The 24620-nt window shown below is 69.0% G+C and carries 31 protein-coding genes; 1 reads left to right on the plus strand and 30 read right to left on the minus strand.

Annotated features, from left to right (window positions below):
• Window positions 1–231 precede the first annotated feature (231 nt).
• The 5 genes from GobsT_RS05375 to GobsT_RS05400 all read right to left on the minus strand — a co-directional run bounded on the left by GobsT_RS05375 (window position 232) and on the right by GobsT_RS05400 (window position 3488).
• Window positions 232–741: a hypothetical protein gene (locus tag GobsT_RS05375; protein WP_109571259.1), complete on the minus strand. Its 510-nt coding sequence runs from the start codon at window positions 739–741 to the stop codon at window positions 232–234.
• A 6-nt stretch (window positions 742–747) separates the two neighbouring features.
• Window positions 748–1146, minus strand: coding sequence for a hypothetical protein (locus GobsT_RS37485; protein WP_010036203.1), 399 nt, complete (start codon window positions 1144–1146; stop codon window positions 748–750).
• A 231-nt stretch (window positions 1147–1377) separates the two neighbouring features.
• Complete coding sequence (locus tag GobsT_RS38625) at window positions 1378–1572, minus strand: hypothetical protein (RefSeq protein WP_197905096.1); 195 nt, start codon at window positions 1570–1572, stop codon at window positions 1378–1380.
• Window positions 1573–2793: 1221 nt separating this feature from the next.
• Entirely contained in the window at window positions 2794–3048 is a 255-nt protein-coding gene (gene rpsU, locus GobsT_RS05395; RefSeq protein WP_010036141.1) for a 30S ribosomal protein S21, read from the minus strand.
• 107 nt (window positions 3049–3155) lie between these two features.
• Entirely contained in the window at window positions 3156–3488 is a 333-nt protein-coding gene (locus tag GobsT_RS05400) for a hypothetical protein (RefSeq protein WP_010036198.1), read from the minus strand.
• Window positions 3489–3566: 78 nt separating this feature from the next.
• On the opposite strand from GobsT_RS05400, the gene GobsT_RS05405 reads away from it, so the two are divergent.
• A protein-coding gene (locus GobsT_RS05405) for an IS3 family transposase (RefSeq protein ID WP_417936319.1) occupies window positions 3567–4695 on the plus strand; the annotation gives its coding sequence in 2 pieces (ribosomal slippage) (window positions 3567–3845 and window positions 3847–4695; 1128 coding nt in all).
• 216 nt (window positions 4696–4911) lie between these two features.
• On the opposite strand, the gene GobsT_RS37495 is transcribed toward GobsT_RS05405, so the two are convergent.
• The 25 genes from GobsT_RS37495 to GobsT_RS05565 form a co-directional block, all read right to left on the minus strand.
• The gene (locus tag GobsT_RS37495) at window positions 4912–5286 is read right to left on the minus strand and encodes a hypothetical protein (protein ID WP_010036195.1); all 375 of its coding nucleotides are present in this window, start codon (window positions 5284–5286) and stop codon (window positions 4912–4914) included.
• Between the two features lie 125 nt (window positions 5287–5411).
• The gene (locus GobsT_RS05410) at window positions 5412–6113 is read right to left on the minus strand and encodes a hypothetical protein (RefSeq protein ID WP_148087609.1); all 702 of its coding nucleotides are present in this window, start codon (window positions 6111–6113) and stop codon (window positions 5412–5414) included.
• 116 nt (window positions 6114–6229) lie between these two features.
• Complete coding sequence (locus GobsT_RS05415) at window positions 6230–6634, minus strand: SMI1/KNR4 family protein (RefSeq protein WP_010036145.1); 405 nt, start codon at window positions 6632–6634, stop codon at window positions 6230–6232.
• Window positions 6635–7168: 534 nt separating this feature from the next.
• Complete coding sequence (locus tag GobsT_RS05425) at window positions 7169–7390, minus strand: hypothetical protein (protein WP_148087610.1); 222 nt, start codon at window positions 7388–7390, stop codon at window positions 7169–7171.
• A gap of 439 nt (window positions 7391–7829) precedes the next feature.
• The gene (locus tag GobsT_RS05430) at window positions 7830–8099 is read right to left on the minus strand and encodes a hypothetical protein (protein ID WP_010036191.1); all 270 of its coding nucleotides are present in this window, start codon (window positions 8097–8099) and stop codon (window positions 7830–7832) included.
• Window positions 8100–8277: 178 nt separating this feature from the next.
• The gene (locus GobsT_RS05435) at window positions 8278–8706 is read right to left on the minus strand and encodes a hypothetical protein (RefSeq protein WP_010036189.1); all 429 of its coding nucleotides are present in this window, start codon (window positions 8704–8706) and stop codon (window positions 8278–8280) included.
• 94 nt (window positions 8707–8800) lie between these two features.
• The gene (locus GobsT_RS05440) at window positions 8801–9253 is read right to left on the minus strand and encodes a hypothetical protein (RefSeq protein WP_010036182.1); all 453 of its coding nucleotides are present in this window, start codon (window positions 9251–9253) and stop codon (window positions 8801–8803) included.
• 111 nt (window positions 9254–9364) lie between these two features.
• Window positions 9365–9805 carry a hypothetical protein gene (locus tag GobsT_RS05445; RefSeq protein ID WP_010036124.1) on the minus strand — a complete coding sequence of 147 codons (441 nt, stop codon included), beginning with the start codon at window positions 9803–9805 and terminating at the stop codon, window positions 9365–9367.
• An 822-nt stretch (window positions 9806–10627) separates the two neighbouring features.
• Window positions 10628–11071 (minus strand): SMI1/KNR4 family protein, encoded by a 444-nt coding sequence (locus GobsT_RS05460; RefSeq protein WP_010036179.1) that lies wholly within the window; start codon window positions 11069–11071, stop codon window positions 10628–10630.
• A gap of 70 nt (window positions 11072–11141) precedes the next feature.
• Complete coding sequence (locus tag GobsT_RS05465; RefSeq protein WP_010036178.1) at window positions 11142–11549, minus strand: hypothetical protein; 408 nt, start codon at window positions 11547–11549, stop codon at window positions 11142–11144.
• A 115-nt stretch (window positions 11550–11664) separates the two neighbouring features.
• Window positions 11665–12003: a hypothetical protein gene (locus tag GobsT_RS05470; protein ID WP_010036150.1), complete on the minus strand. Its 339-nt coding sequence runs from the start codon at window positions 12001–12003 to the stop codon at window positions 11665–11667.
• Window positions 12004–12500: 497 nt separating this feature from the next.
• Entirely contained in the window at window positions 12501–12803 is a 303-nt protein-coding gene (locus GobsT_RS05480) for a hypothetical protein (RefSeq protein WP_010036162.1), read from the minus strand.
• Between the two features lie 116 nt (window positions 12804–12919).
• On the minus strand, window positions 12920–13267 hold the full coding sequence (locus GobsT_RS37500; protein ID WP_010036172.1) for a hypothetical protein: 348 nt from the start codon (window positions 13265–13267) through the stop codon (window positions 12920–12922).
• A 615-nt stretch (window positions 13268–13882) separates the two neighbouring features.
• Entirely contained in the window at window positions 13883–14371 is a 489-nt protein-coding gene (locus GobsT_RS05490; RefSeq protein WP_010036167.1) for a YfbM family protein, read from the minus strand.
• 70 nt (window positions 14372–14441) lie between these two features.
• The gene (locus GobsT_RS05495; RefSeq protein ID WP_010036166.1) at window positions 14442–14879 is read right to left on the minus strand and encodes an ankyrin repeat domain-containing protein; all 438 of its coding nucleotides are present in this window, start codon (window positions 14877–14879) and stop codon (window positions 14442–14444) included.
• A gap of 71 nt (window positions 14880–14950) precedes the next feature.
• The gene (locus GobsT_RS05500; RefSeq protein ID WP_010036162.1) at window positions 14951–15253 is read right to left on the minus strand and encodes a hypothetical protein; all 303 of its coding nucleotides are present in this window, start codon (window positions 15251–15253) and stop codon (window positions 14951–14953) included.
• A 126-nt stretch (window positions 15254–15379) separates the two neighbouring features.
• Complete coding sequence (locus tag GobsT_RS05505) at window positions 15380–15778, minus strand: hypothetical protein (protein WP_010036160.1); 399 nt, start codon at window positions 15776–15778, stop codon at window positions 15380–15382.
• Window positions 15779–15902: 124 nt separating this feature from the next.
• Window positions 15903–16334, minus strand: coding sequence for a hypothetical protein (locus GobsT_RS05510; RefSeq protein WP_010036156.1), 432 nt, complete (start codon window positions 16332–16334; stop codon window positions 15903–15905).
• Window positions 16335–16405: 71 nt separating this feature from the next.
• Window positions 16406–16789 carry a hypothetical protein gene (locus GobsT_RS05515; protein ID WP_010036155.1) on the minus strand — a complete coding sequence of 128 codons (384 nt, stop codon included), beginning with the start codon at window positions 16787–16789 and terminating at the stop codon, window positions 16406–16408.
• A gap of 291 nt (window positions 16790–17080) precedes the next feature.
• Window positions 17081–17419 carry a hypothetical protein gene (locus GobsT_RS05520; protein WP_010036150.1) on the minus strand — a complete coding sequence of 113 codons (339 nt, stop codon included), beginning with the start codon at window positions 17417–17419 and terminating at the stop codon, window positions 17081–17083.
• A gap of 2432 nt (window positions 17420–19851) precedes the next feature.
• Window positions 19852–20256, minus strand: a complete 405-nt coding sequence (locus GobsT_RS05540; protein ID WP_010036145.1) for an SMI1/KNR4 family protein — start codon at window positions 20254–20256, stop codon at window positions 19852–19854.
• A 520-nt stretch (window positions 20257–20776) separates the two neighbouring features.
• The gene (locus GobsT_RS05550) at window positions 20777–21061 is read right to left on the minus strand and encodes a hypothetical protein (protein ID WP_148087613.1); all 285 of its coding nucleotides are present in this window, start codon (window positions 21059–21061) and stop codon (window positions 20777–20779) included.
• Window positions 21062–21172: 111 nt separating this feature from the next.
• Window positions 21173–21586, minus strand: coding sequence for a hypothetical protein (locus GobsT_RS37505; protein ID WP_010047339.1), 414 nt, complete (start codon window positions 21584–21586; stop codon window positions 21173–21175).
• Window positions 21587–22168: 582 nt separating this feature from the next.
• Window positions 22169–22423: a 30S ribosomal protein S21 gene (gene rpsU / locus GobsT_RS05560; protein ID WP_010036141.1), complete on the minus strand. Its 255-nt coding sequence runs from the start codon at window positions 22421–22423 to the stop codon at window positions 22169–22171.
• A 151-nt stretch (window positions 22424–22574) separates the two neighbouring features.
• On the minus strand, window positions 22575–23078 hold the full coding sequence (locus GobsT_RS05565; protein ID WP_148087614.1) for a hypothetical protein: 504 nt from the start codon (window positions 23076–23078) through the stop codon (window positions 22575–22577).
• Window positions 23079–24620: the final 1542 nt, after the last annotated feature.

The following is a 24620-nucleotide window of genomic DNA, read 5'->3' on the forward strand; positions in this document are numbered from 1 at the left end:
GCTTGGGGTGGCCGAACATAAAGCTCACCTGCACCGCCATCATCGGATGAGCGATGCGTTCCAGATCAGCGGGCGGTGTCAGGTGCAGCGCCGGGTTCGGCCGATGCTACTCCCGCCCCAACCCGATTACGAGGTGACACCATTCCTGGATCTCAGGCTCATTGGGTGACCGTCGGAAGATGGCATAATACCGGCCCCCGTCCGAGCCTTCTACCAGGTAGCACACACCATCTACCCCGTAGTCCGAAACCAGCACGGGCTGTGACCACAGCGATAGATGGCCAGCGCCCGCTCGACCTCGGCAGACTCTACGGCGGTCAATCCACGCTCCTCGAACTCCTGCGGCTGGTCTATGGCCGCGTCCTGAGGCAAGAACCCTCGCCTGCGGGTCACCCGCCACCCGCTCGCGGCGACTTCCAACCGGATGCTGCACCGGCGGCCCCAGGTCGGCTCGGCGTAGAGCCGGTATGCCCGCACCCCATCGCCACGGGGGAGCGGCAACTCGCCCATCGCCCGCAGCATGGTGGCAAGCCCGTGTGACACCTTCTCGGGGTTGCACAGGTCGGGCGGCCACGGCAATCCCGAGAAGTACTCCATCTGTGTACCTCTGGTGCCGAACAATAAGCTCACCTGCACTGCCAGGATCGAGTGAGCAACACAACGCAGATCAGATGGCGGTGTCAGGTGCAGCGCCGGGTTCAGCATTTTGGGCCGGCCGGGTAACTTGCTAAGCCAGGACACACCGCCTCATTCGAGTGGCCTCAAGACCAACGGGGGGAACCGCCCTGGCTCGAAACGCTCGGCCTGTCCGACGATTCGCATGTGGTCCTCGTGTTCGCTGATCTGATCGACCGTTGCGATCACCCACTCCCAGTGGCGCACCTCGGGAGACGGGGAGCACTTCGACAATGCGCCCAACCAGAACCGAACGCTCATTGAGCCGAGATTCTCCAATTCTGACCTAAGGAACTCCGGCAAGTTCGGTGATTCAGCCTGGTCTTCACCCCAATCGAAGACATCAGCCCACAATGATCGGGGCACAACGACCTCATACCCCGTCGGTTGAAAGGGGCGCGTCTTCAGTTTAACCCACGCGGCCTTGAAGGGAACAGCGGTGCCACCGATGGTGAAGGACGGTGTTTGCATCGCACCTCCGGCCGCCGAACAGAAAGCTCACCTGCACCGCCAGGATGGAGTGAGCGACACAACGGCGGCTGATGGCGGTGTCAGGTGCAGCGCCGGGTTCGGCTCGCTCGCCTCCGCGGTTCCGGGCGACACGCCGAGCTTGGCGCATCCGCGGAACCCGCGGCACCGGTGCGGCCGAGCGGAGCCCCACCGACTCGAATCGCCGTGTCGCGGCCCACCGGTGGCCACCCATCACCGCACCTCGCGGCGACGAGCCGCGCCCGCCCTGACGCGCGCCACGCGGAGCACCACCGACCCGAACCGCCGTGTCCCCACCCGCACCCCGGCCACGCCCAACCACACCTCGCGGCGACGAGCCGCGCCCGCCCCGACCGGCACCACGCGGAGCCACCACCGACGCGTGGGCGTCACCTTCGCGGACCACACGCCCACCACCGCACGCGCGATCCAGAACGCGAAGGTGGCCGAACATAAAGCTCACCTGCACCGCCATCACACGATGAGCGGTGCGTCACAAGTCAGCGGGCGGTGTCAGGTGCAGCGCCGGGTTCGGCTCGATGCCCTCGGCGGTTCGGGGTCGCACGCCGAGCGCCGCGCATCCGCAGAGCCCGCGGCACCGACGCGGCTGGGCGGAGCACCACCGACCCGACGCGCCGTGTCCCGGCACACCGGAGGCCGCCCACCACCGCACCTCGCGGCGATGAGCCGCGCCGACCACCCACGGGCCACACGCGGAGCACCACCGACCCGCACCGCCGTGTCCCGACACATCGGAGGCCACGCCCAACCGCAAGCTCGCGGCGATGAGTCGCGCCAGACCCGACCGGCACCACGCGAAGCCCGACGCGCGCGGTTCACCACCGCGGACCACACGCACACCGCCGCACGCGCGCTCCTGCACGCGATGGTTGCCGAACATAAAGCTCACCTGCACCGCCATCATACGATGAGCGGTGCGTTCCAAGTCAGCGGGCGGTGTCAGGTGCAGCGCCGGGTTCGGCGCTGCGTTTACTGCCCATCCGGCTGCCTGTTGCGCATGTGCGCGAACAATTTGGGGTATGGGAGGTCCACACGGTTCCAATCCGCGTAGCAGGCGGTGAGCCCGCAGGCCACGCACCGGCACCCGATATACACCCAGCGCACGTCCTCGCTGCCTTCGTACAGTGAAGCCCCGACCGTGATCTCGTAGTGCGTTGGCCCGCGCTCGGTACAAGGGCACCCGCAGCACTCGGTGTCGGCCCCAGGGTCACCCTCATAGTAGCCGTCGATGTTACGGTCGTGGGACAGGTAGTGGGCGCCGCACGCCTTGCAGAACCACGCGCCTCGCCATACTCCTCGTCGATCTGCAGCGAGAACACCCGGCCACTGCAGTCGCACACCGCGTCGGCAAAGACTGTGAGCGGGTCGGCCTTGCCGCAGGTGCGGGTCAGCACCTCACGGATGTCCGCGGCGGTGTCGCCGTACCAGAACTCGCCCCGCTCCCGGATCGCCACGCCATGCGTCTCCTGCTGCCGAACATAAAGCTCACCTGCACCGCCATCACCCGATGAGCGATGCGTCACAACTCCGCGGGCGGTGTCAGGTGCAGCGCCGGGTTCGGCTTCTGCGACCCCCGCGCCGTGCATTTGCGGGGCGGGGCCAGCCGGCCTACAAGGATGGACGCGGCGGGTCGGGCCAGTTGGCCTCAGACTCGCACTCACGCTGGTACTCCCGCCACGACCGCAACCCTTGGGCCCGCCGCTTGGCGTTGCCCTTGCGCCGCCGCCGCTCCTCGCACCGCTTGGTGAACTCGTCGTGCCAGCGGTACTCGTACATCACGTTCGCCGACCGGACGTACTTGCGGAACCTCCGCAGGGCCGACGTGAGCGACTCGCCCTCGCAGACCTCCACTCGGACACCCATCGCTATGCGGCTTGTACGGCTGCCGCGACGCCGGTTGAAAGAGCTTTCTGGGGCCGAACAAATAGCTCACCTGCACCGCCATCACCGGATGAGCATTGCGTCCCGAATCAGATGGCGGTGTCAGGTGCAGCGCCGGGTTCGGCATCTGTAGCGGCTGCGGTGAAGCGACCGCCCTGGAACCCGAGCCGCAACGGCGCCCAGCCCGCGGTTGATGGCCAGCCCAGCGACGCCGCGAACCGCACCGCTTCGGCCACGAACCGGGGCGTGACCACGTGAGGCTCGGCCCCCGGCCCGTCCGGCTCTAGCCAGTCCCGCCAGCCCCAATCGACGTAGAACTGGGGGCCGCTGCGGTCGCCCGGGATGACGACCAACACGTCGTTGAACCGCCAGCGGAACGGCCGGCCGTCAACCACGATCCGCCGTAGTGGTCCCCACCCCATCGTGCGCCCCGGTTATAGTGGACCCCGAAAACTGGACCGCCGGTTAAGCTATACCGGAGGCCCAGGAAAGGGGAACCCATGGCGGGCAAGCGGAAGAGTCACTCGGCGGCGTTCAAGGCCCAGGTCGCGCTGGCGGCCCTCAAGGGCGACAAGACCATCAACGAACTGGCGAGTCAGCACGGCGTCCACCCGACCCTGATTCATGGGTGGAAGAAGCAGTTGCTCACCGGGGCCGAGGCCGTGTTCGCCTCGGGGGCGAAGGGCACCGGCCCCCCGGAAGACAAGACGACCGAGTTGTACGAGCAGATCGGCCGCCTCAAGGTGGAACTCGACTGGGTGAAAAAAAAATCGGCCGCCCTCGGCTGAGGCCAAGCGTGCCCGGATCGAGGCCGAGCACCCGGAGCTGAGCGTCCGGCGCCAGTGCGAGCTGATCGGATTGAACCGCTCGACGGTGTACTACGAGCCGACCCCGGAGAGCGCGGAGAACCTGACGCTGATGCGGTTGATCGACGAGCAGTACACGACGTGCCCGTTCTACGGGAGCCGGCGCCTGGCCGCGTGGCTGGGCACCCAGGGCCACGAGGTGAACCGCAAGCGGGTGCAGCGGCTGTTGCGGATCATGGGGTTGGAGGCCCTGTACCCCAAGCCCAAGCTGTCGGTCGGGTCCGGGCACAAGGTGTACCCGTACCTGTTGCGGGGCGTGGCCATCGACCGGGTCCATCAGGTGTGGAGCACGGACATCACGTACATCCCGATGCCCACCGGGTTCATGTACCTGGCCGCAACGATGGACTGGTTCAGCCGGTACGTGGTGGCCTGGCGACTGTCCAACACGTTGGACGGGTCATTCTGCCAGGACATGCTGGAGGAGGCCTTGGGCCGGGGCAAGCCGGAGGTGTTCAACACGGACCAGGGAGTCCAGTTCACGGCCGCCGCGTGGGTCGGGCGATTGGAGCGGGCCGGGGTCGCGGTGAGCATGGACGGGCGGGGCCGGTGCCTGGACAACGTGTTCGTGGAGCGCCTGTGGCGGAGCGTCAAGTACGAGGACGTGTACCTCAAGGGTTACGAGTCGGTGCCGGCCCTGGAGAGTGGGCTCCGGGCGTACTTCGGGTTCTACAACACCGAGCGGTTACACCAGTCCCTGGACTACCGCACCCCGGCTCAGGTGTATGGCGTCGGAGCCACGAAGGCCCCGACGAAACAGTAGCGAAGGATAGCAACTTTTTGGTCTAGACAATGGGGTCCACTGTAGGCCCTCCCGCCGAACGAACAGCTCACCTGCCTGCCCCGTCGGAGGACGCGCCGGGCGCCACGTTAGCGGGGCAGGTCAGGTGCAGCGCCGGGTTCGGCCTCTTGGGGGATGTAGTCCAGAAACACCGGTTGGTGCTCTTGAACCACGAAGTCCCAACAGTACCGCTCGGTGTCATTGTTGGGCGGACTCAAAGGCTGCGATGACGTGATCGATGTCTCTGGGGATCGGGCGAGGGAGCTGCCCGTGTGGCGCTGGGTCGATGCAAACGTGCTGGGTTCCATTTTCTCTGGCCCTTCGCAGGTAGTAAGTGGCTTCGTGCCGGGTGTACGGTCTGAATCCCGCAAGACCTGGCACGGTGCCGATGTGGTCTTGGGCGAAACGTTCCGCGAGATCGCTGTCACTGAAGAGTGGCAGCATACGCCCGGCACGTGATCCGTCGGCCACGAGGTCTACGGTGAAAAGTCTTGGCGGATCACCGTGGACCATGAACCACGGCAGCCCGATGAGAACGAAAACATTCGGCGATTTGGCCGACTCTTCACCCATTTGCATTACCTTCCGTTGACTTCAGTGCCGAACGGACAGCTCACCTGCACCGCCATGCCCCCTTTAGGCTCGCACCTGCTGACGATGGCGGTGTCAGGTGCAGCGCCGGGTTCGGCGGATTGGGATCAGGGCATGCTTGATGACTGCGGAGCGGCTTGGGTATTCGGTGTTTGTTTGTGCTTGTCAATCTCTGCGAAGTAGCGACCGCCGAAGAACGCCACGACCGAGGCGATGCCCGCGAGAAGGACTGTGGTAACTGCCGTGATGACCGCGAGACGCTTCTTGTAGCTGTAATCCTGAGCCGTTCGCTTCGATTCTTGCGACTCTTGCCACGCGCGGCGATCCTTCTCTTGGGCTTCTTGCCACTGGCGGTTCTTCTCATCCTTCTCGTCCTGCTTGCGGTCGCGTTCATTCTGCCACTGTCGCGCCTTCTCGGCTTCGGCGGCTTGGTGAGCGCGGTTTTTGTCGGCTTCGGTCGCGTTCTTCTCTTGCACTTCTCGCGCGACCTCTCTTGCGGTAATCATTTCGGCATGCTCCTTTGGACTGTGCCCAGATTCAAATGCACAGTAATCGGAACATGCTCGCTCTGAGTTGATGGCGGCTACATACGATTTCTGCTTGTCCCGCGTATCCTCGAACTGGCGTTTGTAATCCTCTTCGGGTCCGGCGTGGCCGTGGAAACAGAACGGCGAATGTCGAGCACCAGGAAAAGAGGTTGACTTGCCGGTGCGGCGCCACTCCAAGTCAACGAGCTTCAACTCGGGGTCGTGATCCACTTTCCCGGAGAGGAACCCACAGTTAGCGCATCGGACCTTGGGCGATTCCATCCGCGCATTCCCCTCTGGTTGCCGAACATAAAGCTCACCTGCACCGCCATCATCGGATCAGCGATGCGTTCCGAATCAGCCGGCGGTGTCAGGTGCAGCGCCGGGTTCGGCGTGCCTTATTGGGCGTCGCGGGCCTCCTGCCGCAGCTCCGCCAGATACACCTCGAAGCTGCCGTACCGCTCCTCGACCTCGTGGGCCTCGTGTTGGTAGAACCCGACACCCCACATGGCACCACCGCGGTCCACGAACCAGTAGTCCCCAGCCCCGTTGGTGCCGACGACGAGGTAGCTCGCTGGCCACGGCTCCTCGTCCTCACCAACGGTCATCCAGGCCGCCCGCTGCCGCGCCGCCAAATTCTCTCGGATGATGGCATCCGCGTCGGTCCACAGCACAGCGCGTTGCGGGAGGGTCGCCTTGATCCGGCGAACTTCGTCAGCGTGGCGGCGGAGGAAGTCGCGGTACTCGCCGGGCAGCGGATGGCCGAGCGCCGACTCGATCCGGGCAACCTCGGCTTCGCCCATCCGAGAGCCCTCCGGGTGCCGAACGAACAGCTCACCTGCACCGCCATCACCGGATGAGCGGTGCGTCACAAGTCAGCGGGCGGTGTCAGGTGCAGCGCCGGGTTCGGCTCGCTCACATCCGCGCCGCGCATCCGCGGATGCCCGCCCACCGGTGCGACCGGGCGGAGCACCACCGAACCACGGCGCCGTGTCCCGACACATCGGGGGCCACCCACCACCGCCACACGCGGCGATGAGCCGCGCCCGCGACCGATCGGTCTCAGCGGAGCACCACCGACCCGCACCACCGTGTCCCCATCCGCACCCGGCCACAACCACCGCAAGCTCGCGGCGACGAGCCGCGCCAGCCCCAACCGGCACCACGCGAAGCCCGACGCGCGCGGTTCACCACCGCGGACCACACGCACACCGCCGCACGCGCGCCCTCATGCACGCGATGGTTGCCGAACATAAAGCTCACCTGCACCGCCATCACCCGATGAGCGGTGCGTCACAAACGAGCGGGCGGTGTCAGGTGCAGCGCCAGGTTCGGCACTACAGCGTCTCGATCCAGTTGGCGCGGCCTGTGGTGGTGCTCACGCACACGGGCCAAGTGCCCGGCGTGTCGAACGCGATGGTGCCGTCGCCCAGGTCGAGCGGTTCGGGCACCAGATGCACCACCCAGGTCTGCCCGCCGTCCCGCGACAGCACGTCGCCGACCCGCTCGACCTTCTGGTACGGACTCGGCGGGTCGTCCGAGGCCAACCTCAGTGCCATCGCAACGGCTTCGTCACGGCCCATCCGCTACGCCCTCTGGTGGCCGAACTTCGGAGCTCAGGCGCGCGCGGCTGGATAAAGCTGCGCTCCCGAGCCGCGACCGCGCGTCGCCTGCAGCGTCTGGTTCGGCGGCGCATCACACTTCGCAGGCTTTGCGAGGATGTGACGCACCCCGCGCCTGAGCTACGAGGTTCGGCCTGGTCGCGCCGAGCCCCGAGTTCGCGGGACCACCACCCCGGGCCGGGTTCCGGGGCGGCGCCGTCGCGCTTGGGAGGGGGGCGACGGGTCCCCACACTGTGCCGCACCGGAACCCGCGGTTGCAGAGAACCGGCGCGACCAGACCGAACGAACAGCTCACCTGCACCGCCATCACCGGATGAGCGGTGCGTCACAAGTCAGCGGGCGGTGTCAGGTGCAGCGCCGGGTTCGGCCTCGCCACCTACACCCGGAAGAGGCGAGCCGCGATGGCCGCAACCGCGCCGACCTGCTCCGTGGGTACGAAGATAGTGAACCGCGTAGTGCGATATCTCCGCCCGCGGAACTCAGCGAAGTATCGCACCCCAATACGGGCCATCTCTTGGTCGAACAGGTAGATGTTGTGCTCTGCGGTCTCGCGGAACACGCCTGCGTACTCGACAGCCCCAACCGGCTGGGGCAACTCAGCGACCGACCCGACCATGTGTTGCGCGCGGCGCTGCCACGCGCCCACCGGCCTCTTCTTGCGGGCTCCGCCGGGGCGGCCGGGCCAACGTCGGGCGCCCTTACCGCGACTTCGTGGCGAACGGCACATCTGAAGTCTGCGCCTCTGTAGCCGAACATACAGCTCACCTGCCCGGCCGGGATCGCAACCAGCCTACACGAAGGCGCGGTGAGCGACACGAAACAAATCACGTGGCCGGGTCAGGTGCAGCGCCGGGTTCGGCCGCGGTCTGCCCGCAAATGGGGCAATACATGCGCCCGCCCCGACCCTCCGAAACGCGCATGTTCACAAGCCATCTGTGGTAACAGCAACCCAAGGCCTTTGCCGCTGTGGTGTGGGCCGAGCCCCCGACATCGGACGTGTCGCGAATCTCGGACAAGGCCTTCCGGAGCCGCACCAACTCGTCCTCCATCCGGCACAGGTGCTCGATCAGGTTCACCGTCCAACGGGACTCGTACTCGCCCGGGACGTGCACGTCGAATGTACGGGGATTGGCCGCGGTCGCCACCTCCACCCACGATGACGTGTCGAAGCAGATGCTCCAACTGCCCTTGGAGTAGTCGGCTTGTTGGCCGCCCTCCGTCCAACCTCGGGCTTTCAGTTCATCGGCGAACATCGGCTACTAGCGCCCACCTGAGGCGCTCTCCGCGGGGTGGCCGAACAAATAGCTCACCTGCACCGCCATCACCGGATAAGCGGTGCGTCCCAAGTCAGACGGCGGTGTCAGGTGCAGCGCCGGGTTCGGCGTCTGTGAGCCACCGCACTGCGAAGTGGTCGTAGTGCAGGGCCGCGAACCGCTCGCGGAGTTGGGCCGCGAGCCACCAGAACTTGGCCCGGCGGTCGGCGGTCAGACCCGGGTCGGACCACACAGATAGCCGGCGGGAGCACCCGGCGACCACCTCCGGCGGGGCCGGTAGGTCAGGGCCGGCGGCCAGTTCTGCGCTGTCGGCCAACACCTCCGCTCCCTCCTCCAACCACGCCACCACGGCCCAGGAGGTGAACCGCACCCGGAAACCGGTTGGGCTACGGGCTTCGGGTGCTAACTCGGCCTGGACCGACCGCCGACCGCACTGTCGGCCATCGAAGTACGCGACAGCCGCAGCCAGAGAGAAGTCACTCGACGCCGGCAAGTGCGCCAACATCTTCAGACGACCGTTGCTCATCCGCGGCCCTCTGGTGCCGAACAAATAGCTCACCGGCCGCGCACGCCGCGACACGGTCTACCGAGTGCGTAGTTTACAGCGGTCCGGTGCAGCGCCGGGTTCGGCGGGCCTTTACTCGGCAGGCGGCTCCCGCCCGGCCGCGACCTCGTCGATAGTGGCGTTGACCCGCCACGCTGCGTCCAAGTCGCAAGCTCGGAGCTGCGGCGGCACATGCCCCCGGCCGCGGATCCGGGCGACGAGCGCGTCGGGCAACCGCAGCCCGTGCCGCTCGACGTAGTGCGCCAGCGTGTGCGGCCAGAGCCACTCCCCATCCCACCGCCAGGTCGCATTGTCGGTCAGCGACTCGCCGCACAGCGAACATGGGCAGTAGCTCGGCTGCGTGGACCAGCACACCGGCGTCTGCCGCAGGTACTCCAGCAGTTCCGCTCGGTCCGCCACCTGCCAGGACGCATCGAGGAGACGACCGAGGGACGGGAACACATCGTCCTGCGTGGACTCCCAGCAGAAGAAGCCGAACCATCGGTGGGGCCAGTCCCGCCACAGGTCTGCCACCGCCTAAGCCCTCTCTTGCCGAACAATAAGCTCACCGGCCGCGCACGCCGCGACACGGTCACCGAAGTACGCACTTTACAGCGGTCCGGTGCAGCGCCCGGTTCGGCTTCTGCGCTGGCATTTGCGGTTCCGCGGAGCCCGCGCCCGCGTCGCACATCCGCGGAGCCACCACCGATCCGCACCACCGTGCCGCGGCACACCGGGGGCCACCCAACACCGCACCTCGCGGCGGTGAGCCGCGCCAACCCCGACCGGCACCACGCGGAGCACCACCGACTCGCACCACCGTGTCCCAAGGCACTGCCAGCCACGCCCACCCGCACCTCGCGGCGGTGAGCCGCGCCCGCACCCACGGGCACCATGCGAAGCCCGACACCCGGGGTTCACTTACGCGGACCACGCGCCCACCACCACCGCACGCGCGATCCAGCAGCGTCGGGTGCCGAACCAGGAGCTGAGCTGCAAGCCGCCCCTCTCAGGACGGTCTCCCCTTGCTCCCGCAGCGGCTTGTCAGCTCCAGCGGGGGGTTCGGCCGACGGCCGCCTCCTTCCGCCAGAGGATGAGTGAGCGTTGCAGCTCAGCTCCGGGTTCGGCCGCCGCCGGATGAGCTCAGCCCACCGGGGACATCGCACGGCGGGAGATCACCATGCGACCTCAGGCCGCTCGGATCGGCGGGCCCTCGCCGGTCGCCTTCACCGAGGTGGAGGTGGCGACAACCTTACGACCGCCCGCCGATCCGCGGCGCGTGCAACCACCTCACGGCGGCGGCCGAACATAAAGCTCACCTGCACCGCCCTCACCGGATGAGCGGTGCGTCCCGAATCAGCCGGCGGTGTCAGGTGCAGCGCCGGGTTCGGCGTTTGGGGATAACCCGGCGGCCAGGAACGCGGGGAACGAAGGGGCCATCTCGTGGATGCCGCCAAAGTCGTGATCCTCGACCAGCACTCGCCCGGACGAGAGCTCGATGCCGAACGGGTTGCCGCCGCCATCCCAACCGATGATGAACACTCCTCGCATGTGCCAGAACTCGTTGTCCGCTCGGAACTGGCGGTGCGAATCGGCCAACTCGGGCAGCCCGTCGATCCACTCGCCGTCACCGCCCACGCGCCCGCCGCACACCGTCAGGTACTCGCGGAACGCTGGCGGGATCGTCCCGAACTCGACCTCGAACGCCCGCAGGTCGCCCTCGGCGGCCGGCGGGTGGCGTTCCTCCTCAGGGCAGGCGTGCCACGCCGCGACAAGGAGTTGCCGCAGTCGCTCGTTCACATGCAAGCCCTCTGTGGCCGAACATAAAGCTCACCTGCACCGCCATCATCGGACAAGCGATCGTTCCAGATCAGCGGGCGGTGTCAGGTGCAGCGCCGGGTTCGGCGTCTTCGCTATCCGTCCAAGGAAAGCTGCCGATGAACATGGGGTCGGCAGCAATGGGGACGTACACCCGCGATGGATCGTATGCGTAGTTGTACTGTGCAACGGCCCAGAATGCGGTGCGGATTCCCCTCGCTTCGGCGGCGCGAATTGCCGCGGCGAGAAATGATCGCGAGTAGGATAGTTGCCGTAGTACCTCCACGGCCGGCGCCTCCTCGAACTCTCCAACCGCAACAACGTCTTGGAAGTCCCGATCGTAGGCTTGCACCCCACATAAGTCGCGGAGAATGTCATCCTCGCTGTCGCGCCGTGGTCGGGTCAAGCCGATCCAAACGGAGACCACGCCATCTTTGTCGAAGTAGTCGCTCCGCTCCACACACGTCACTCCGCTCGCCGAACGAACAGCTCACCTGCACCGCCATCACCGGATGAGCGGTGCGTCCCGAATCAGCGGGCGGTGTCAGGTGCAGCGCCGGGTTCGGCGCCTGCGGCTAGAAAGGCAGGTCATCCGGTCCAGGCGGGGGCGTGACCTCGGCCGCCGGCTCGGACGGCCCCGGCCCGAGTACCCGCACCGTCACCTCGTCTCCGGGGGCGAGCGGTGCGTGGGTCCACCGCATCTCCCCAGCCGCGTCGTCATGGGCGAACACGGCCAGCACCAGCGACTCGCCCCCGTTGTCACCATCGTAGTCAGTGACCGGACGCAGCAGGCGCAATGGGGCGAGCCGGCAGTACTGCACTTGGGCGTTCAGGCAGCCGTCGCCGGCCTGCCCGGCGAGGCACACCCGCCGACCGTTGACCAGCACCTCGAACCGCACCACCGCCTCCGCCACACCGGTGCCCTCTGCGTGCCGAACGAACAGCTCACCTGCACCGCCAGGATGAAGTGAGCATCACAACTGCGGCCGATGGCGGTGTCAGGTGCAGCGCCGGGTTCGGCTTCTGCGCTGGCATGTGCGGTTCCGCGGAGCCCGCGCTTGCACCGCGCATCCGCGGAGCCACCACCGACCCGCACCACCATGCCGCGGCACACCGGGGGCCACCCACCACGGCACCGCGCGGCGATGAGCCGCGCCGCCCACCGACCGGTATCGGCGGAGCACCACCGATTCGACGCGCCGTGTCCCCACGCGCCTCCGCCCACGCCCAACCGCACCTCGCGGCGATGAGCCGCGCCAGACACGACCGGCACCACGCGGAGCACCACACGCGAGGTTCACCCATGCGGACCACACGCTCAGCGCCGCCGCACGCGCGCTCCAGAACGCGAGGGTGGCCGAACAAATAGCTCACCTGCACCGCCATCATCGGATGAGCGGCGGGGTCCGAATCACATGGCGGTGTCAGGTGCAGCGCCGGGTTCGGCTTCTTGCGGCGCCTCTGCCAGACCGCGCATCTGGTATCGACGAGGCCCCTCGACGGTGACCGCGGCCCCGCCTTCGCAGATGACATGCGTGCCGTAGGCCGACTCGACAACCGTCAGCGACGGCACCGCGTCCAACCCGACAGCGGTAACGACGCACTCCTCGCCGGGTCGAAGGGCGACGCTGAAGTCGCTTGGGACGACCTCCACTAACCGGTCGGCCCCGCTGTCAGCGTCGTTGCACACACACAGGCGAACGACGAGGCTCATCCGATGCGTCCCTCTGGTGCCGAACAATGAGCTCACCTGCACCGCCACCTCCAAGGGAGCGGTGCGTCCCACGTCAGATGGCGGTGTCAGGTGCAGCGCCGGGTTCGGCGCCTGGGCTACTTCCCTGGGGCAACGATGTCGAGTACCCGCTGGACCGGAACCCCGAGTTGCCGCGCCCGGCTGAGGGCGAACGGCACGACGTAGTACGCGGAATCGGAGTCGAACGGGTCCACGGCCGCCGTCTCGTTGTACAGGGTCTTGAGGCAGATCTCCTCGAAGGCGTACTGCCCCTGCCGCAACCGGTCCGAGGTGCCGAGCCAGCGGCGTCGCACCTCGTCGAATAGGCGGTGGGCGGCCGGCCACTGCTTGGGGTCGGCCGCGAGCGCCACCACCCGTGCGGCGGACTCGGGATCGGGAGCGTGCGGCGCGAACAGCCGCAGGAACGCCACGATGTCTTCCGCCATCCCCACCCCGAAGCCCTCCTTAGCCGAACGAACAGCTCACCTGCACCGCCATCACCGGATGAGCGGTGCGTCCAAGTCAGCGGGCGGTGTCAGGTGCAGCGCCGGGTTCGGCGGCTTCGCGCTGGGAGTCTGGACTGAACCGACTGCCTCCCGCCCACCACTCACGGAACTGAGGCGGTACAACGTTGGGCGGTTGACCGGAGGCGGCTCCCGGGCACGGTGCTTGGTTCTGAACCACGATGATACCCACGGCGCGAAAGGAGAGGAACTCCGTCGTGGCCCAGTTCCGGGATGACCGAAAGATGCCCGCCTGTCTGGTGACCCAGACTTGAACGCTCGGACCGCCCAACCCGTTCCACCGCAACCCACGCCCGACCGCGGGCGGTTCGTCAAACACTTGACACTCGTTGGGCTCCAGGCCCAGTGCCACCAGCACTTCGCCGACCGTTCGCCCGACGAGCAAACCACAGTCTCGGGTCAGGAGGTGTTTCGACATTCGCCGCGCGCCCCTCTGGTTGCCGAACAAACAGCTCACCTGCACCGCCATCACCGGATGAGCGGAGCGTGCCGAATCAGCCGGCGGTGTCAGGTGCAGCGCCGGGTTCGGCTCGCTACTTACACGGTGAAGATTACAGCCCGGTCGTGCGCGGCCGCTTTGTTGAAGAACTCCCGCAGTGGCACGAACCAGCCCCAAGTGTACTCGAAGTCCTCGTCGCCGAGGGCGCCGTCGTACTGGTCTGGCTCGATGGCATCGTACCGCCGCCGCAGCTCCGCTTTGTCGATGCCTGCGATGGCAGCCGCAACCTGCTTGACCTCGTTGGCGTCGGCGTGGCAGACGGTGAATCGGTCCTCGTCCACGAGGAGATTGTCGTGGGCGAAGACGCACATGTGTAGCGGGCTGTCGCCGTACTCCAGTTTGCCGCCGGTGAGGCAGCGGTGGATGGCGTCCCACGCCTTATCCGTTTCCTGAAGCCACTCCCGATCCCACCGGGCCTCGATCTCCTCCACGAAGGCGATGATCGCGTCGTCGGTCATGTATGGCGTGTCCATCAGCCGGGACGACTCCTCAGCCGTCAACGCGAGGTGGACACCACGCACGCCCATCCGCGAACCTCCGGTGCCGAACAAACAGCTCACCTGCACCGCCATCATCGGATGAGCGATGCGTCCCGAATCAGCCGGCGGTGTCAGGTGCAGCGCCGGGTTCGGCCTGCCTTGCGCCCTCCAGCAGTGACAGCGCCTTGCGGTTGTTGTACGCCCGCGCGGACTCGAACGCCCGCTCGGTCGGGATCGCGCCGGCTGCCAGCAGCAGGGCGGTCAGCTCGGTGGACTCGTGCCCGGCCTCGTGGTTTGCTTGCCACGCAGCGTCGCTCTCGATGTCGATGGCGTGAACCAGTGGGGTCCAACCCGCGCCCACGTCACAGTTGATATCGGCCCCGGCTGCGATCAGCCGGCGTGCGATCTCCGTTCGTTGGTGCTCGATGGCTTGGAACAGCAGAGGCCAGTGCGGTTCGTCGGCCGCGTTGACATCGGCACCCGCCGCAATAATCGCTGCGACTGTCGCGAGGTCATCGGCCCAGATGGCTTCCGACAGCCGTTGAGCCTTCGCCACGGTGCGCCCTTCTGTGGCCGAACAAATAGCTCACCTGCACCGCCATCATCGGATGAGCGGCGGGGTCCGAATCACATGGCGGTGTCAGGTGCAGCGCCGGGTTCGGCTTCTTGCGGCGCCTCTGCCAGACCGCGCATCTGGTATCGACGAGGCCCCTCGACGGTGACCGCGGCCCCGCCTTCGCAGATGACATGCGTGCCGTAGGCCGACTCGACAACCGTCAGCGACGGCACCGCGTCCAACCCGACAGCGGTAACGACGCACTCCTCGCCGGGTCGAAGGGCGACGCTGAAGTCGCTTGGGACGACCTCCACTAACCGGTCGGCCCCGCTGTCAGCGTCGTTGCACACACACAGGCGAACGACGAGGCTCATCCGATGCGTCCCTCTGGTGCCGAACGCACAAGCTCAGCAGCCGGGGCCGCCGCGGTGAGCTATGAACTCCCAGAAACCAATGTGGCGGCCCCGGTCTGCTGCAGCGCCTGGTTCGGCGTCTGCGGCTCACGGCACCACCGCGAACCGGAACCGGACGCCGGCCCGCTCCGCGTCGGCCAGCTCGCCGGCCAACCCCTCCAGCTCCGACGCCACCTCGGGCGGACCGGACACGGCGTCCGGGTGGGCGGCCAGGTGGGCCGCCAGCGCCCGGACCGCGGCCAGCCCGGCGGCCGCCGGGAACCACCGGACCGGCGGCAGGTCGGCCGGCGGCTCGTCCCCCTCGCCTAGGTAGCCGGCGGCGTCCGCCGGGTCGTAGCTCTCGAACGCCCCGAGCGGGGTCAGGCCGGCGGCGGCCGCCAGCCGGTCGAGCCGCCGCTGCCGGCGGAGCAGCGCCGGGTGGTCGCCGCCGAGGGTGCCGTGCGGGGGCACGTCGGCCTCGAACACGGCGCAGAAGCTCGCACCCATCGGACGCCTCTCCGCCGCCGAACATAAAGCTCACCTGCACCGCCATCATACCGTCAGCAACGCGTCACAAATCAGCGGGCGGTGTCAGGTGCAGCGCCGGGTTCGGCATCTGCGCAGCCCCCAGCTACCCGCCGTTGACCTCGGCCGCCACGACCCGACCATCCGGGCCGAAGTGAACGTACAGGAAGGCGTCGTCGAAGCCGTATGGGCCGAGGCCGCTCCAGCATCCCAGCCAGTACACCCACGTCTCCGGGTGGTCCAGTCGAACGCCGTACCCGTCCACCGGCCCCCGCGGGTCACGCGACGGTGGCTCGCCCTCGCCCAGCAGTTCCCGCACACGCTCTTTGGGCGTCCCAGCGGGCAGGTGGCGGATGGCGTCACGGGCCATCGGCCCCCGCCCCCGCTCGTCGGCGGCCGCCCACGCCGCCGGGCTGAATGGGCGGTCGTCGAACGGGTCGAGATACCGGTCGAGCGCGACGAACCCGGCCACGCACCCGCGGGCCAACAGCAACGCGGCCAGGGCGAGCAAGCCGACGACACACTTCCACCGCCGCATCTCGCACTGCCTCTGTTGCCGAACAATGAGCTCACCTGCACCGCCCGTCTCGATGAGCAGTGCGTTCCGAATCAGCCGGCGGTGTCAGGTGCAGCGCCGGGTTCGGCGTCTTGGCCAACTGCAACCGTGAACGCCGCGTGCATCTCCTCGGCCAAGTTCACCAGCGGACGCCATTGCTCCGGCCAGTCGGACCACCATTGGAACCGCCATCCGGAGTACAAGTCCCCGTTCACCGCTAACTCGTACAACGTGCCGTCGGCCCCGCCGTACCCGCTCAAGTCCGGGCAAAGCGGGAGGGTGAGGGCGGTGACACGCTCGAAGTACGCGGCGACTGCGGTCGACGGCAGCGGCACCACGTCGTGCCCGGTCACCAACAGCGCCGGCTCCGACGAGACGACCCGCGGCCGGATCAGTTGCCACTCCTGGCCGCGCTGGGCACCCCACACCTGCCGCACGTCCTACACTGACGGCATCTCGAACGACGGGGAGACAATGAGCTGCAGCCGCCGCATACCGATGCCGCGTGCGTGCGGGTCGCTGTACGCTGGTCGCGGCTGGGTGCGAACCCGCGCCCAGTCGGCCTCGTCGGCCTGCCGCAGCATTAGCTCTCGCGCCCGGCGATTCCCCACCCGTCGTGCCCTCTGGTTGCCGAACGAACAGCTCACCTGCACCGCCATCACCGGATGAGCGGTGCGTCCCGAATCAGCGGGCGGTGTCAGGTGCAGCGCCGGGTTCGGCGCCTGCGGCTAGAAAGGCAGGTCATCCGGTCCAGGCGGGGGCGTGACCTCGGCCGCCGGCTCGGACGGCCCCGGCCCGAGTACCCGCACCGTCACCTCGTCTCCGGGGGCGAGCGGTGCGTGGGTCCACCGCATCTCCCCAGCCGCGTCGTCATGGGCGAACACGGCCAGCACCAGCGACTCGCCCCCGTTGTCACCATCGTAGTCAGTGACCGGACGCAGCAGGCGCAATGGGGCGAGCCGGCAGTACTGCACTTGGGCGTTCAGGCAGCCGTCGCCGGCCTGCCCGGCGAGGCACACCCGCCGACCGTTGACCAGCACCTCGAACCGCACCACCGCCTCCGCCACACCGGTGCCCTCTGCGTGCCGAACAACAAGCTCACCTGCACCGCCAGGATACAGTGAGCGACACAACTATGGCCGATGGCGGTGTCAGGTGCAGCGCCGGGTTCGGCTCACTGACCTCCGCGGTTCCGGGCGACACGCGCCGCACCGCGGCTCCGCGGAGCCCGTGCCACCGGTGCGGCCGGGCGGAGCACCCCCAACCCGATGCGCCGTGTCGCGACACATCGGAGGCCACCCACCACCGCCACCCGCGGCGATGAGCCGCGCCCGCCACCTACGGGCGCCACGCGGAGCACCACCGACACGAACCGCCGTGTCCCCACCCGCGCCCGGCCACGCCCAACCACACCTCGCGGCGGCGAGCCGCGCCAGACCCGATCGGCACCACGCGGAGCGCCACCGAACCGACACGCCGTGTCCGCACCCGCCACCGGCCGCGCCCACCGCACCTCGCGGCGACGAGCCGCGCCACACACCCACGGGCACCACGCGGAGCCCGACCCTCGGGATTCACCTTTGCGGACCATACGTTCAGCGCCGCCGCACGCGCGATCGAGCGCCTTGGGGTTGCCGAACGAACAGCTCACCTGCACCGCCATCACACGATGAGCGGTGCGTCACAATACAGCGGGCGGTGTCAGGTGCAGCGCCGGGTTCGGCTCGCTGCCGTCCGCGGTTCCGGGCGACACGCCGAGCGCCGCGCATCTGCGGATGCCCGCGGCACCGGTGCGACCGGGCGGAGTGCTACCGACTCGATGCGCCGTGTCCCGGCCCATCGAGGGCCACGCCCACCGCTACACGCGGCGACGAGCCGCGCCCCTACCCACGGGCACCACGCGGAGCGCCACCGACCCGAACCGCCGTGTCCCCACACACCGCCGGCCACGCCCAACCGCACCTCGCGGCGACGAGCCGCGCCAGCACCGACCGGCACCACGCGAAGCCCGACACGCGAGACTCACCACCGCGGACCACACGCTCAGCGCCGCCGCACGCGCCCTCATGCCCTCGGGGTTGCCGAACGAACAGCTCACCTGCACCGCCCCCTCCCAGGGAGCGGTGCCATCCAGACTACATGGCGGTGTCAGGTGCAGCGCCGGGTTCGGCTTGCTCACATCCGCGCCGCGCATCCGCGGAAGCCCGCCTACCGGTGCGGCCGAGCGGAGCGGCACCGATCCGACGCGCCGTGCCGCGGCACGCCGGAGGCCACCCACCACCGCCACCCGCGGCGATGAGCCGCGCCCGACACCCACGGGCACCACGCGGAGCCACCACCGACCCGCACCGCCGTGTCCCCACGCGCTCCCGGCCGCGCCCAACCGCACCTCGCGGCGGCGAGCCGCGCCCGCCACCCACGGGCACCACGCGGAGCACTACACCCGGGGTTCACCAACGCGGACCACACGCCCACCGCCGCACGCGCGATCGTGCCCGCGATGGTTGCCGAACGAACAGCTCACCTGCACCGCCATCATACCGTCAGCGATGCGTCCCAGACTAGCGGGCGGTGTCAGGTGCAGCGCCGGGTTCGGCTCGCTTACCACCGCGGTTCGGGGCGACACGCCGAGCGCCGCGCCTCCGCGGAGCCCGTGCCACCGATGCGGGCGGGCGGAGCACCACCGACCCCGCGCGCCGTGTCGCGGCACGCCGGAGACCACCCACCACCGCAACTCGCGGCGGTGAGCCGCGCCCGCCACCCACGGGCCACACGCGGAGCACCACCGAGCCGACCCGTCGTGTCCCCACCCGCATCCGGCCACGCCCAACCGCACCTCGCGGCGACGAGCCGCGCCCGCCCCGATTGGCACCACGCGAAGCCCGACACGCGGGGTTCACCCACGCGGACCACACGCTCACCGCCGCCGCACGCGCGATCAAGCGACCTCTGGGTGCCGAACAACAAGCTCACCTGCACCGCCACCATCGGATGAGCGATGCGTCACAAACTAGCGGGCGGTGTCAGGTGCAGCGCCGGGTTCGGCTCGCTGCCGTCCGCGGTTCGGGGTCGCACGTCCGCGCCGCGCATCCGCGGAAGCCCGTGCCACCGATGCGGGCGAGCGGAGCGCCACCGACCCGATGCACCGTGTCCCGGCCCACCGGAGGCCACGCCCAATCGCACCTCGCGGCGACGAGCCGCGCCGGCCGCCCACGGGCACCACGCGGAGCACCACCGACACGAAACGCCGTGTCCCATGACACCGCCGGCCACGCCCAACCGCACCTCGCGGCGATGAGCCGCGCCACACGCCCACGGGCACCACGCGGAGCCCGACACGCGCCGTTCACCCACGCGGACCACACGCACGGCACCGCCGCACGCGCGATCGAGCAACTCGGGTGCCGAACATAAAGCTCACCTGCACCGCCATCATCGGATCAGCGATGCGTTCCGAATCAGCCGGCGGTGTCAGGTGCAGCGCCGGGTTCGGCGTGCCTTATTGGGCGTCGCGGGCCTCCTGCCGCAGCTCCGCCAGATACACCTCGAAGCTGCCGTACCGCTCCTCGACCTCGTGGGCCTCGTGTTGGTAGAACCCGACACCCCACATGGCACCACCGCGGTCCACGAACCAGTAGTCCCCAGCCCCGTTGGTGCCGACGACGAGGTAGCTCGCTGGCCACGGCTCCTCGTCCTCACCAACGGTCATCCAGGCCGCCCGCTGCCGCGCCGCCAAATTCTCTCGGATGATGGCATCCGCGTCGGTCCACAGCACAGCGCGTTGCGGGAGGGTCGCCTTGATCCGGCGAACTTCGTCAGCGTGGCGGCGGAGGAAGTCGCGGTACTCGCCGGGCAGCGGATGGCCGAGCGCCGACTCGATCCGGGCAACCTCGGCTTCGCCCATCCGAGAGCCCTCCGGGTGCCGAACGAACAGCTCACCTGCACCGCCATCATCGGATGAGCGGTGCGTCCCGAATCAGCGGGCGGTGTCAGGTGCAGCGCCGGGTTCGGCTCGCTCACGTCCGCGGTTCCGGGCCACACGCGGAGCGCCGCGCATCCGCGGAGCCCGCGGCCCCGATGCGGCCGAGCGGAGCACCACCGACACGCACCGCCGTGTCGCGGCTCATCGGAGGCCGCCCACCACGGCACCTCGCGGCGACGAGCCGCGCCGGCCACCCACGGGCACCACGCGGAGCACCACCGAGCCGACCCGCCGTGTCCCTATCCGCACCCGGCCACGCTCACCGCAAGCTCGCGGCGACGAGCCGCGACAGACACGACCGGCACCCCGCGGAGCCCGGCGCGCGGGCGTCACCCACGCGGACCACACCGTCAGCGCCGCCGCACCCGCGATCGAGCGCCTCTGTGTGCCGAACAAAGAGCTCACCTGCACCGCCCTCACCGGATGAGCGGTGCGTCCCAAGTCAGCGGGCGGTGTCAGGTGCAGCGCCGGGTTCGGCGGGTACGATCTCGGCCGCGCGGAGCACCCGGATCGCGACGACGGTGGCGTAGTACAGGGCCGAGTCGCTGATCCGCTCGACGTACCCGCACGGCTCGCAGACGATCACGAAGCTGTCAGGACGCGAGTACTGGTGACCGCGCTGCGCCGCCCGGTGAGCCATGTCCATTAGCGTCTTGACCGCTCCGCACTCGTCGCATCGGCCCAGACGCTCGACTTCCGGGGACACCCGTGTAGGAGGCTCGTCCATCCTGTCACGCCTCTGTGTGCCGAACGAACAGCTCACCTGCACCGCCATCACCGGATGAGCGGTGCGTCCCAAACCCGATGGCGGTGTCAGGTGCAGCGCCGGGTTCGGCTTCTATCGAGCTGCTGGGAAGTCCGAAAACGAAGCCGTCACGAACACCAGCGCGCCGTCCGCGGTTGAGCGGAAGCCCAGCAGCATCGTACCCGTTGGCGTGTCAATTACGCCCAGGTGGTACACCAGTTCCTCGGAAAGCAGGTGATAACCACTGGCCCCATTCCGGACGACCGACACACGGTACCCACCGACCAGAGCCGGCTGATGTCGGAGGAGCCAATCGACTGTTCCCGCGTCCCCGCGGAGCAGCGGCTCGACGGCCAGCGCGGTGCGATCGGACGCGACAACCGCAGCGGCCACGCGCTCTGTTGCCGCGATGGCTTCAGGTGGGGCGGCGGAGCGCTGACGAACCGCCACGACGGCCACGACCGAGAGGGTGGTGGCAACCGCCAGGACCGCGACGCGGGATCGCATTCTTGCGCCCTCTGGGTTGCCGAACATAAAGCTCACCTGCACCGCCATCACCGGATGAGCGGTGCGTCCCAGAACAGATGGCGGTGTCAGGTGCAGCGCCGGGTTCGGCTTCTGCGCTGGGATGTGCGGTTCCGCGGAGCCCGCGCCCGCGTCGCGGTTCCGCGGAGCCACCACCGACCTGCACCACCGTGCCGCGGCACACCGGGGGCCACCCACCACCGCACCTCGCGGCGGTGAGCCGCGCCAGACACCCACGGGCCACACGCGGAGCACCACCGACCCGCACCACCGTGTCCCACGGCACCACCAGCCACGCCCACCCGCACCTCGCGGCGGCGAGCCGCGCCCGTCCCGATCGGCACCACGCGGAGCACGGCACGCGGGGTTCACCCATGCGGACCACACGCCCACCACCGCCGCACGCGCGATCGAGCGCCCTCGGGTGGCCGAACATAAAGCTCACCTGCACCGCCATCACCCGATGAGCGATGCGTCACAACTCCGCGGGCGGTGTCAGGTGCAGCGCCGGGTTCGGCTTCTGCGACCCCCGCGCCGTGCATTTGCGGGGCGGGGCCAGCCGGCCTACAAGGATGGACGCGGCGGGTCGGGCCAGTTGGCCTCAGACTCGCACTCACGCTGGTACTCCCGCCACGACCGCAACCCTTGGGCCCGCCGCTTGGCGTTGCCCTTGCGCCGCCGCCGCTCCTCGCACCGCTTGGTGAACTCGTCGTGCCAGCGGTACTCGTACATCACGTTCGCCGACCGGACGTACTTGCGGAACCTCCGCAGGGCCGACGTGAGCGACTCGCCCTCGCAGACCTCCACTCGGACACCCATCGCTATGCGGCTTGTACGGCTGCCGCGACGCCGGTTGAAAGAGCTTTCTGGGGCCGAACGAACAGCTCACCTGCACCGCCACAATGCAGGCCGCAATGCGTCCCAGATCCGATGGCGGTGTCAGGTGCAGCGCCGGGTTCGGCCTCTGAGCCTACGCGGTCGGGAACCACGGCACCCCAGCGACTCGTGACCGCCGGCCCTTGCCCCCGGTCGCGACCAGCTCGAGCCGGAAGTGTGGCGTCTCCTGGTGAAACACGACCTCGCTCTCGGCCAGCCCGGGGTCGTACAGCTGCACCACCCGGCAGTCGTACCACCCCGGCTCGACTGCCACCGCCCATGCCTCAGTTCCCGCCCGGGGAAGCCGCACGTCGCGGAACTGAGCAGCCACCGTCAACTCGTCGTAGCTGGTCAGGTGCAGTTGCCCCGTCGTGGCCCGGACCCGGCCGGCGCACTCCCGGAACCCGCCGCCGGCGCGGTCGCGGATTACCTCGACTCGCCAGTTTCCGGACGCCCCGGTGCCCCAGGCGAGCATCGTACCACGGGCTATCTCGGCGGCGAAGTGCTCCCGAATCGCGTCAAGGGTCCAATCCGGGGCAACGAACGTGCGGTAGGCGGCGAGGTCCACCACGGCGATCAAGTATTCAGCCGGCACCACCGTCCCCATTCCGCGCGCCCTTGGGTTGCCGAACATAAAGCTCACCTGCACCGCCATCACCGGATGAGCGGTGCGTCACAAGTCAGCGGGCGGTGTCAGGTGCAGCGCCGGGTTCGGCTCGCACGCCTCCGCGGTTCCGGGCGACACGCCCCGCGCCGCGCATCCGCGGAAGCCCGCCCACCGTCGCGGCCGAGCGGAGCACCACCGACCCACCCGCCGTGTCCCGGCCCACCGGAGGCCGGCACCAACCGCACCTGGCGGCGACGAGCCGCGCCAACCACCAGCGGGCCACACGCGGAGCACCACCGACCCGCACCACCGTGTCCCCACGCGCCGCCGGCCACGCCCAACCGCCACTCGCGGCGACGAGCCGCGCCACACACCCACGGGCACCACGCGGAGCCCGACGCGCGAGGTTCACCCACGCGGGCCACACGCCCACCACCGCCGCCCGCGCGATCGAGCGCCCTCGGGTGGCCGAACATAAAGCTCACCTGCACCGCCATGATACAGTGAGCGGTGCGTCCCGAATCAGATGGCGGTGTCAGGTGCAGCGCCGGGTTCGGCTCGCTTACCTCGGCGGTTCCGGGCCTCACGCTGAGCGCCGCGCATCCGCTGTGCGCGTGCCACCAATGCGAGCGTGCGGAGCACCACCGATCCGACGTACCGTGCCGCGGCCCACCGGAGGCCGGCACCAACCGCCACCCGCGGCGACGAGCCGCGCCAGCCCTGATCGGCACCACGCGGAGCCCCACCGACTCGCGCCACCGTGTCCCCACTCACTGCCCGCCACGCCCAACCGCACCTCGCGGCGATGAGCCGCGCCGGCCACTCGCGGGCACCACGCGGAGCCCGACACGCACTGTTCACCTTTGCGGACCATACGTTCAGCGCCGCCGCACGCGCGATCGAGCGCCTTGGGGTTGCCGAACGAACAGCTCACCTGCACCGCCATCACACGATGAGCGGTGCGTCACAATACAGCGGGCGGTGTCAGGTGCAGCGCCGGGTTCGGCTCGCTGCCGTCCGCGGTTCCGGGCGACACGCCGAGCGCCGCGCATCTGCGGATGCCCGCGGCACCGGTGCGACCGGGCGGAGTGCTACCGACTCGATGCGCCGTGTCCCGGCCCATCGAGGGCCACGCCCACCGCTACACGCGGCGACGAGCCGCGCCCCTACCCACGGGCACCACGCGGAGCGCCACCGACCCGAACCGCCGTGTCCCCACACACCGCCGGCCACGCCCAACCGCACCTCGCGGCGACGAGCCGCGCCAGCACCGACCGGCACCACGCGAAGCCCGACACGCGAGACTCACCACCGCGGACCACACGCTCAGCGCCGCCGCACGCGCCCTCATGCCCTCGGGGTTGCCGAACAACAAGCTCACCTGCACCGCCATGCCTCAGTTACCTTCGGGCTACGGACCAGATGGCGGTGTCAGGTGCAGCGCCGGGTTCGGCTCTTGGAGAAAATGATGGGCACCGTATTAGGAACCGCCAGTGTGACCATCACGGGCGCGGCTGCTGAGTTGCTGTTACG

Source organism: Gemmata obscuriglobus (assembly GCF_008065095.1).
Taxonomy (GTDB): Bacteria; Planctomycetota; Planctomycetia; order Gemmatales; family Gemmataceae; genus Gemmata; species Gemmata obscuriglobus.

What these genes read in the sequence shown, in the direction of transcription:
- GobsT_RS05425 (WP_148087610.1), bottom strand. Translation starts at nt 7,390, where the DNA reads ATGGCACTGAGGTTGGCCTCGGACGACCCGCCGAGTCCGTACCAGAAG.
- GobsT_RS05490 (WP_010036167.1), bottom strand. Translation starts at nt 14,371, where the DNA reads ATGGGCGTGCGTGGTGTCCACCTCGCGTTGACGGCTGAGGAGTCGTCC.
- GobsT_RS05415 (WP_010036145.1), bottom strand. Translation starts at nt 6,634, where the DNA reads ATGGGCGAAGCCGAGGTTGCCCGGATCGAGTCGGCGCTCGGCCATCCG.
- GobsT_RS37485 (WP_010036203.1), bottom strand. Translation starts at nt 1,146, where the DNA reads ATGCAAACACCGTCCTTCACCATCGGTGGCACCGCTGTTCCCTTCAAG.
- GobsT_RS05510 (WP_010036156.1), bottom strand. Translation starts at nt 16,334, where the DNA reads ATGCGGCGGTGGAAGTGTGTCGTCGGCTTGCTCGCCCTGGCCGCGTTG.
- rpsU (WP_010036141.1), bottom strand. Translation starts at nt 3,048, where the DNA reads ATGGGTGTCCGAGTGGAGGTCTGCGAGGGCGAGTCGCTCACGTCGGCC.
- rpsU (WP_010036141.1), bottom strand. Translation starts at nt 22,423, where the DNA reads ATGGGTGTCCGAGTGGAGGTCTGCGAGGGCGAGTCGCTCACGTCGGCC.
- GobsT_RS37505 (WP_010047339.1), bottom strand. Translation starts at nt 21,586, where the DNA reads ATGCGATCCCGCGTCGCGGTCCTGGCGGTTGCCACCACCCTCTCGGTC.
- GobsT_RS37500 (WP_010036172.1), bottom strand. Translation starts at nt 13,267, where the DNA reads ATGGCGGAAGACATCGTGGCGTTCCTGCGGCTGTTCGCGCCGCACGCT.
- GobsT_RS05550 (WP_148087613.1), bottom strand. Translation starts at nt 21,061, where the DNA reads ATGGACGAGCCTCCTACACGGGTGTCCCCGGAAGTCGAGCGTCTGGGC.
- GobsT_RS05400 (WP_010036198.1), bottom strand. Translation starts at nt 3,488, where the DNA reads ATGGGGTGGGGACCACTACGGCGGATCGTGGTTGACGGCCGGCCGTTC.
- GobsT_RS05480 (WP_010036162.1), bottom strand. Translation starts at nt 12,803, where the DNA reads ATGAGCCTCGTCGTTCGCCTGTGTGTGTGCAACGACGCTGACAGCGGG.
- GobsT_RS05435 (WP_010036189.1), bottom strand. Translation starts at nt 8,706, where the DNA reads ATGTTCGCCGATGAACTGAAAGCCCGAGGTTGGACGGAGGGCGGCCAA.
- GobsT_RS05410 (WP_148087609.1), bottom strand. Translation starts at nt 6,113, where the DNA reads ATGGAATCGCCCAAGGTCCGATGCGCTAACTGTGGGTTCCTCTCCGGG.
- GobsT_RS05505 (WP_010036160.1), bottom strand. Translation starts at nt 15,778, where the DNA reads ATGGGTGCGAGCTTCTGCGCCGTGTTCGAGGCCGACGTGCCCCCGCAC.
- GobsT_RS37495 (WP_010036195.1), bottom strand. Translation starts at nt 5,286, where the DNA reads ATGGGTGAAGAGTCGGCCAAATCGCCGAATGTTTTCGTTCTCATCGGG.
- GobsT_RS05540 (WP_010036145.1), bottom strand. Translation starts at nt 20,256, where the DNA reads ATGGGCGAAGCCGAGGTTGCCCGGATCGAGTCGGCGCTCGGCCATCCG.
- GobsT_RS05500 (WP_010036162.1), bottom strand. Translation starts at nt 15,253, where the DNA reads ATGAGCCTCGTCGTTCGCCTGTGTGTGTGCAACGACGCTGACAGCGGG.
- GobsT_RS05440 (WP_010036182.1), bottom strand. Translation starts at nt 9,253, where the DNA reads ATGAGCAACGGTCGTCTGAAGATGTTGGCGCACTTGCCGGCGTCGAGT.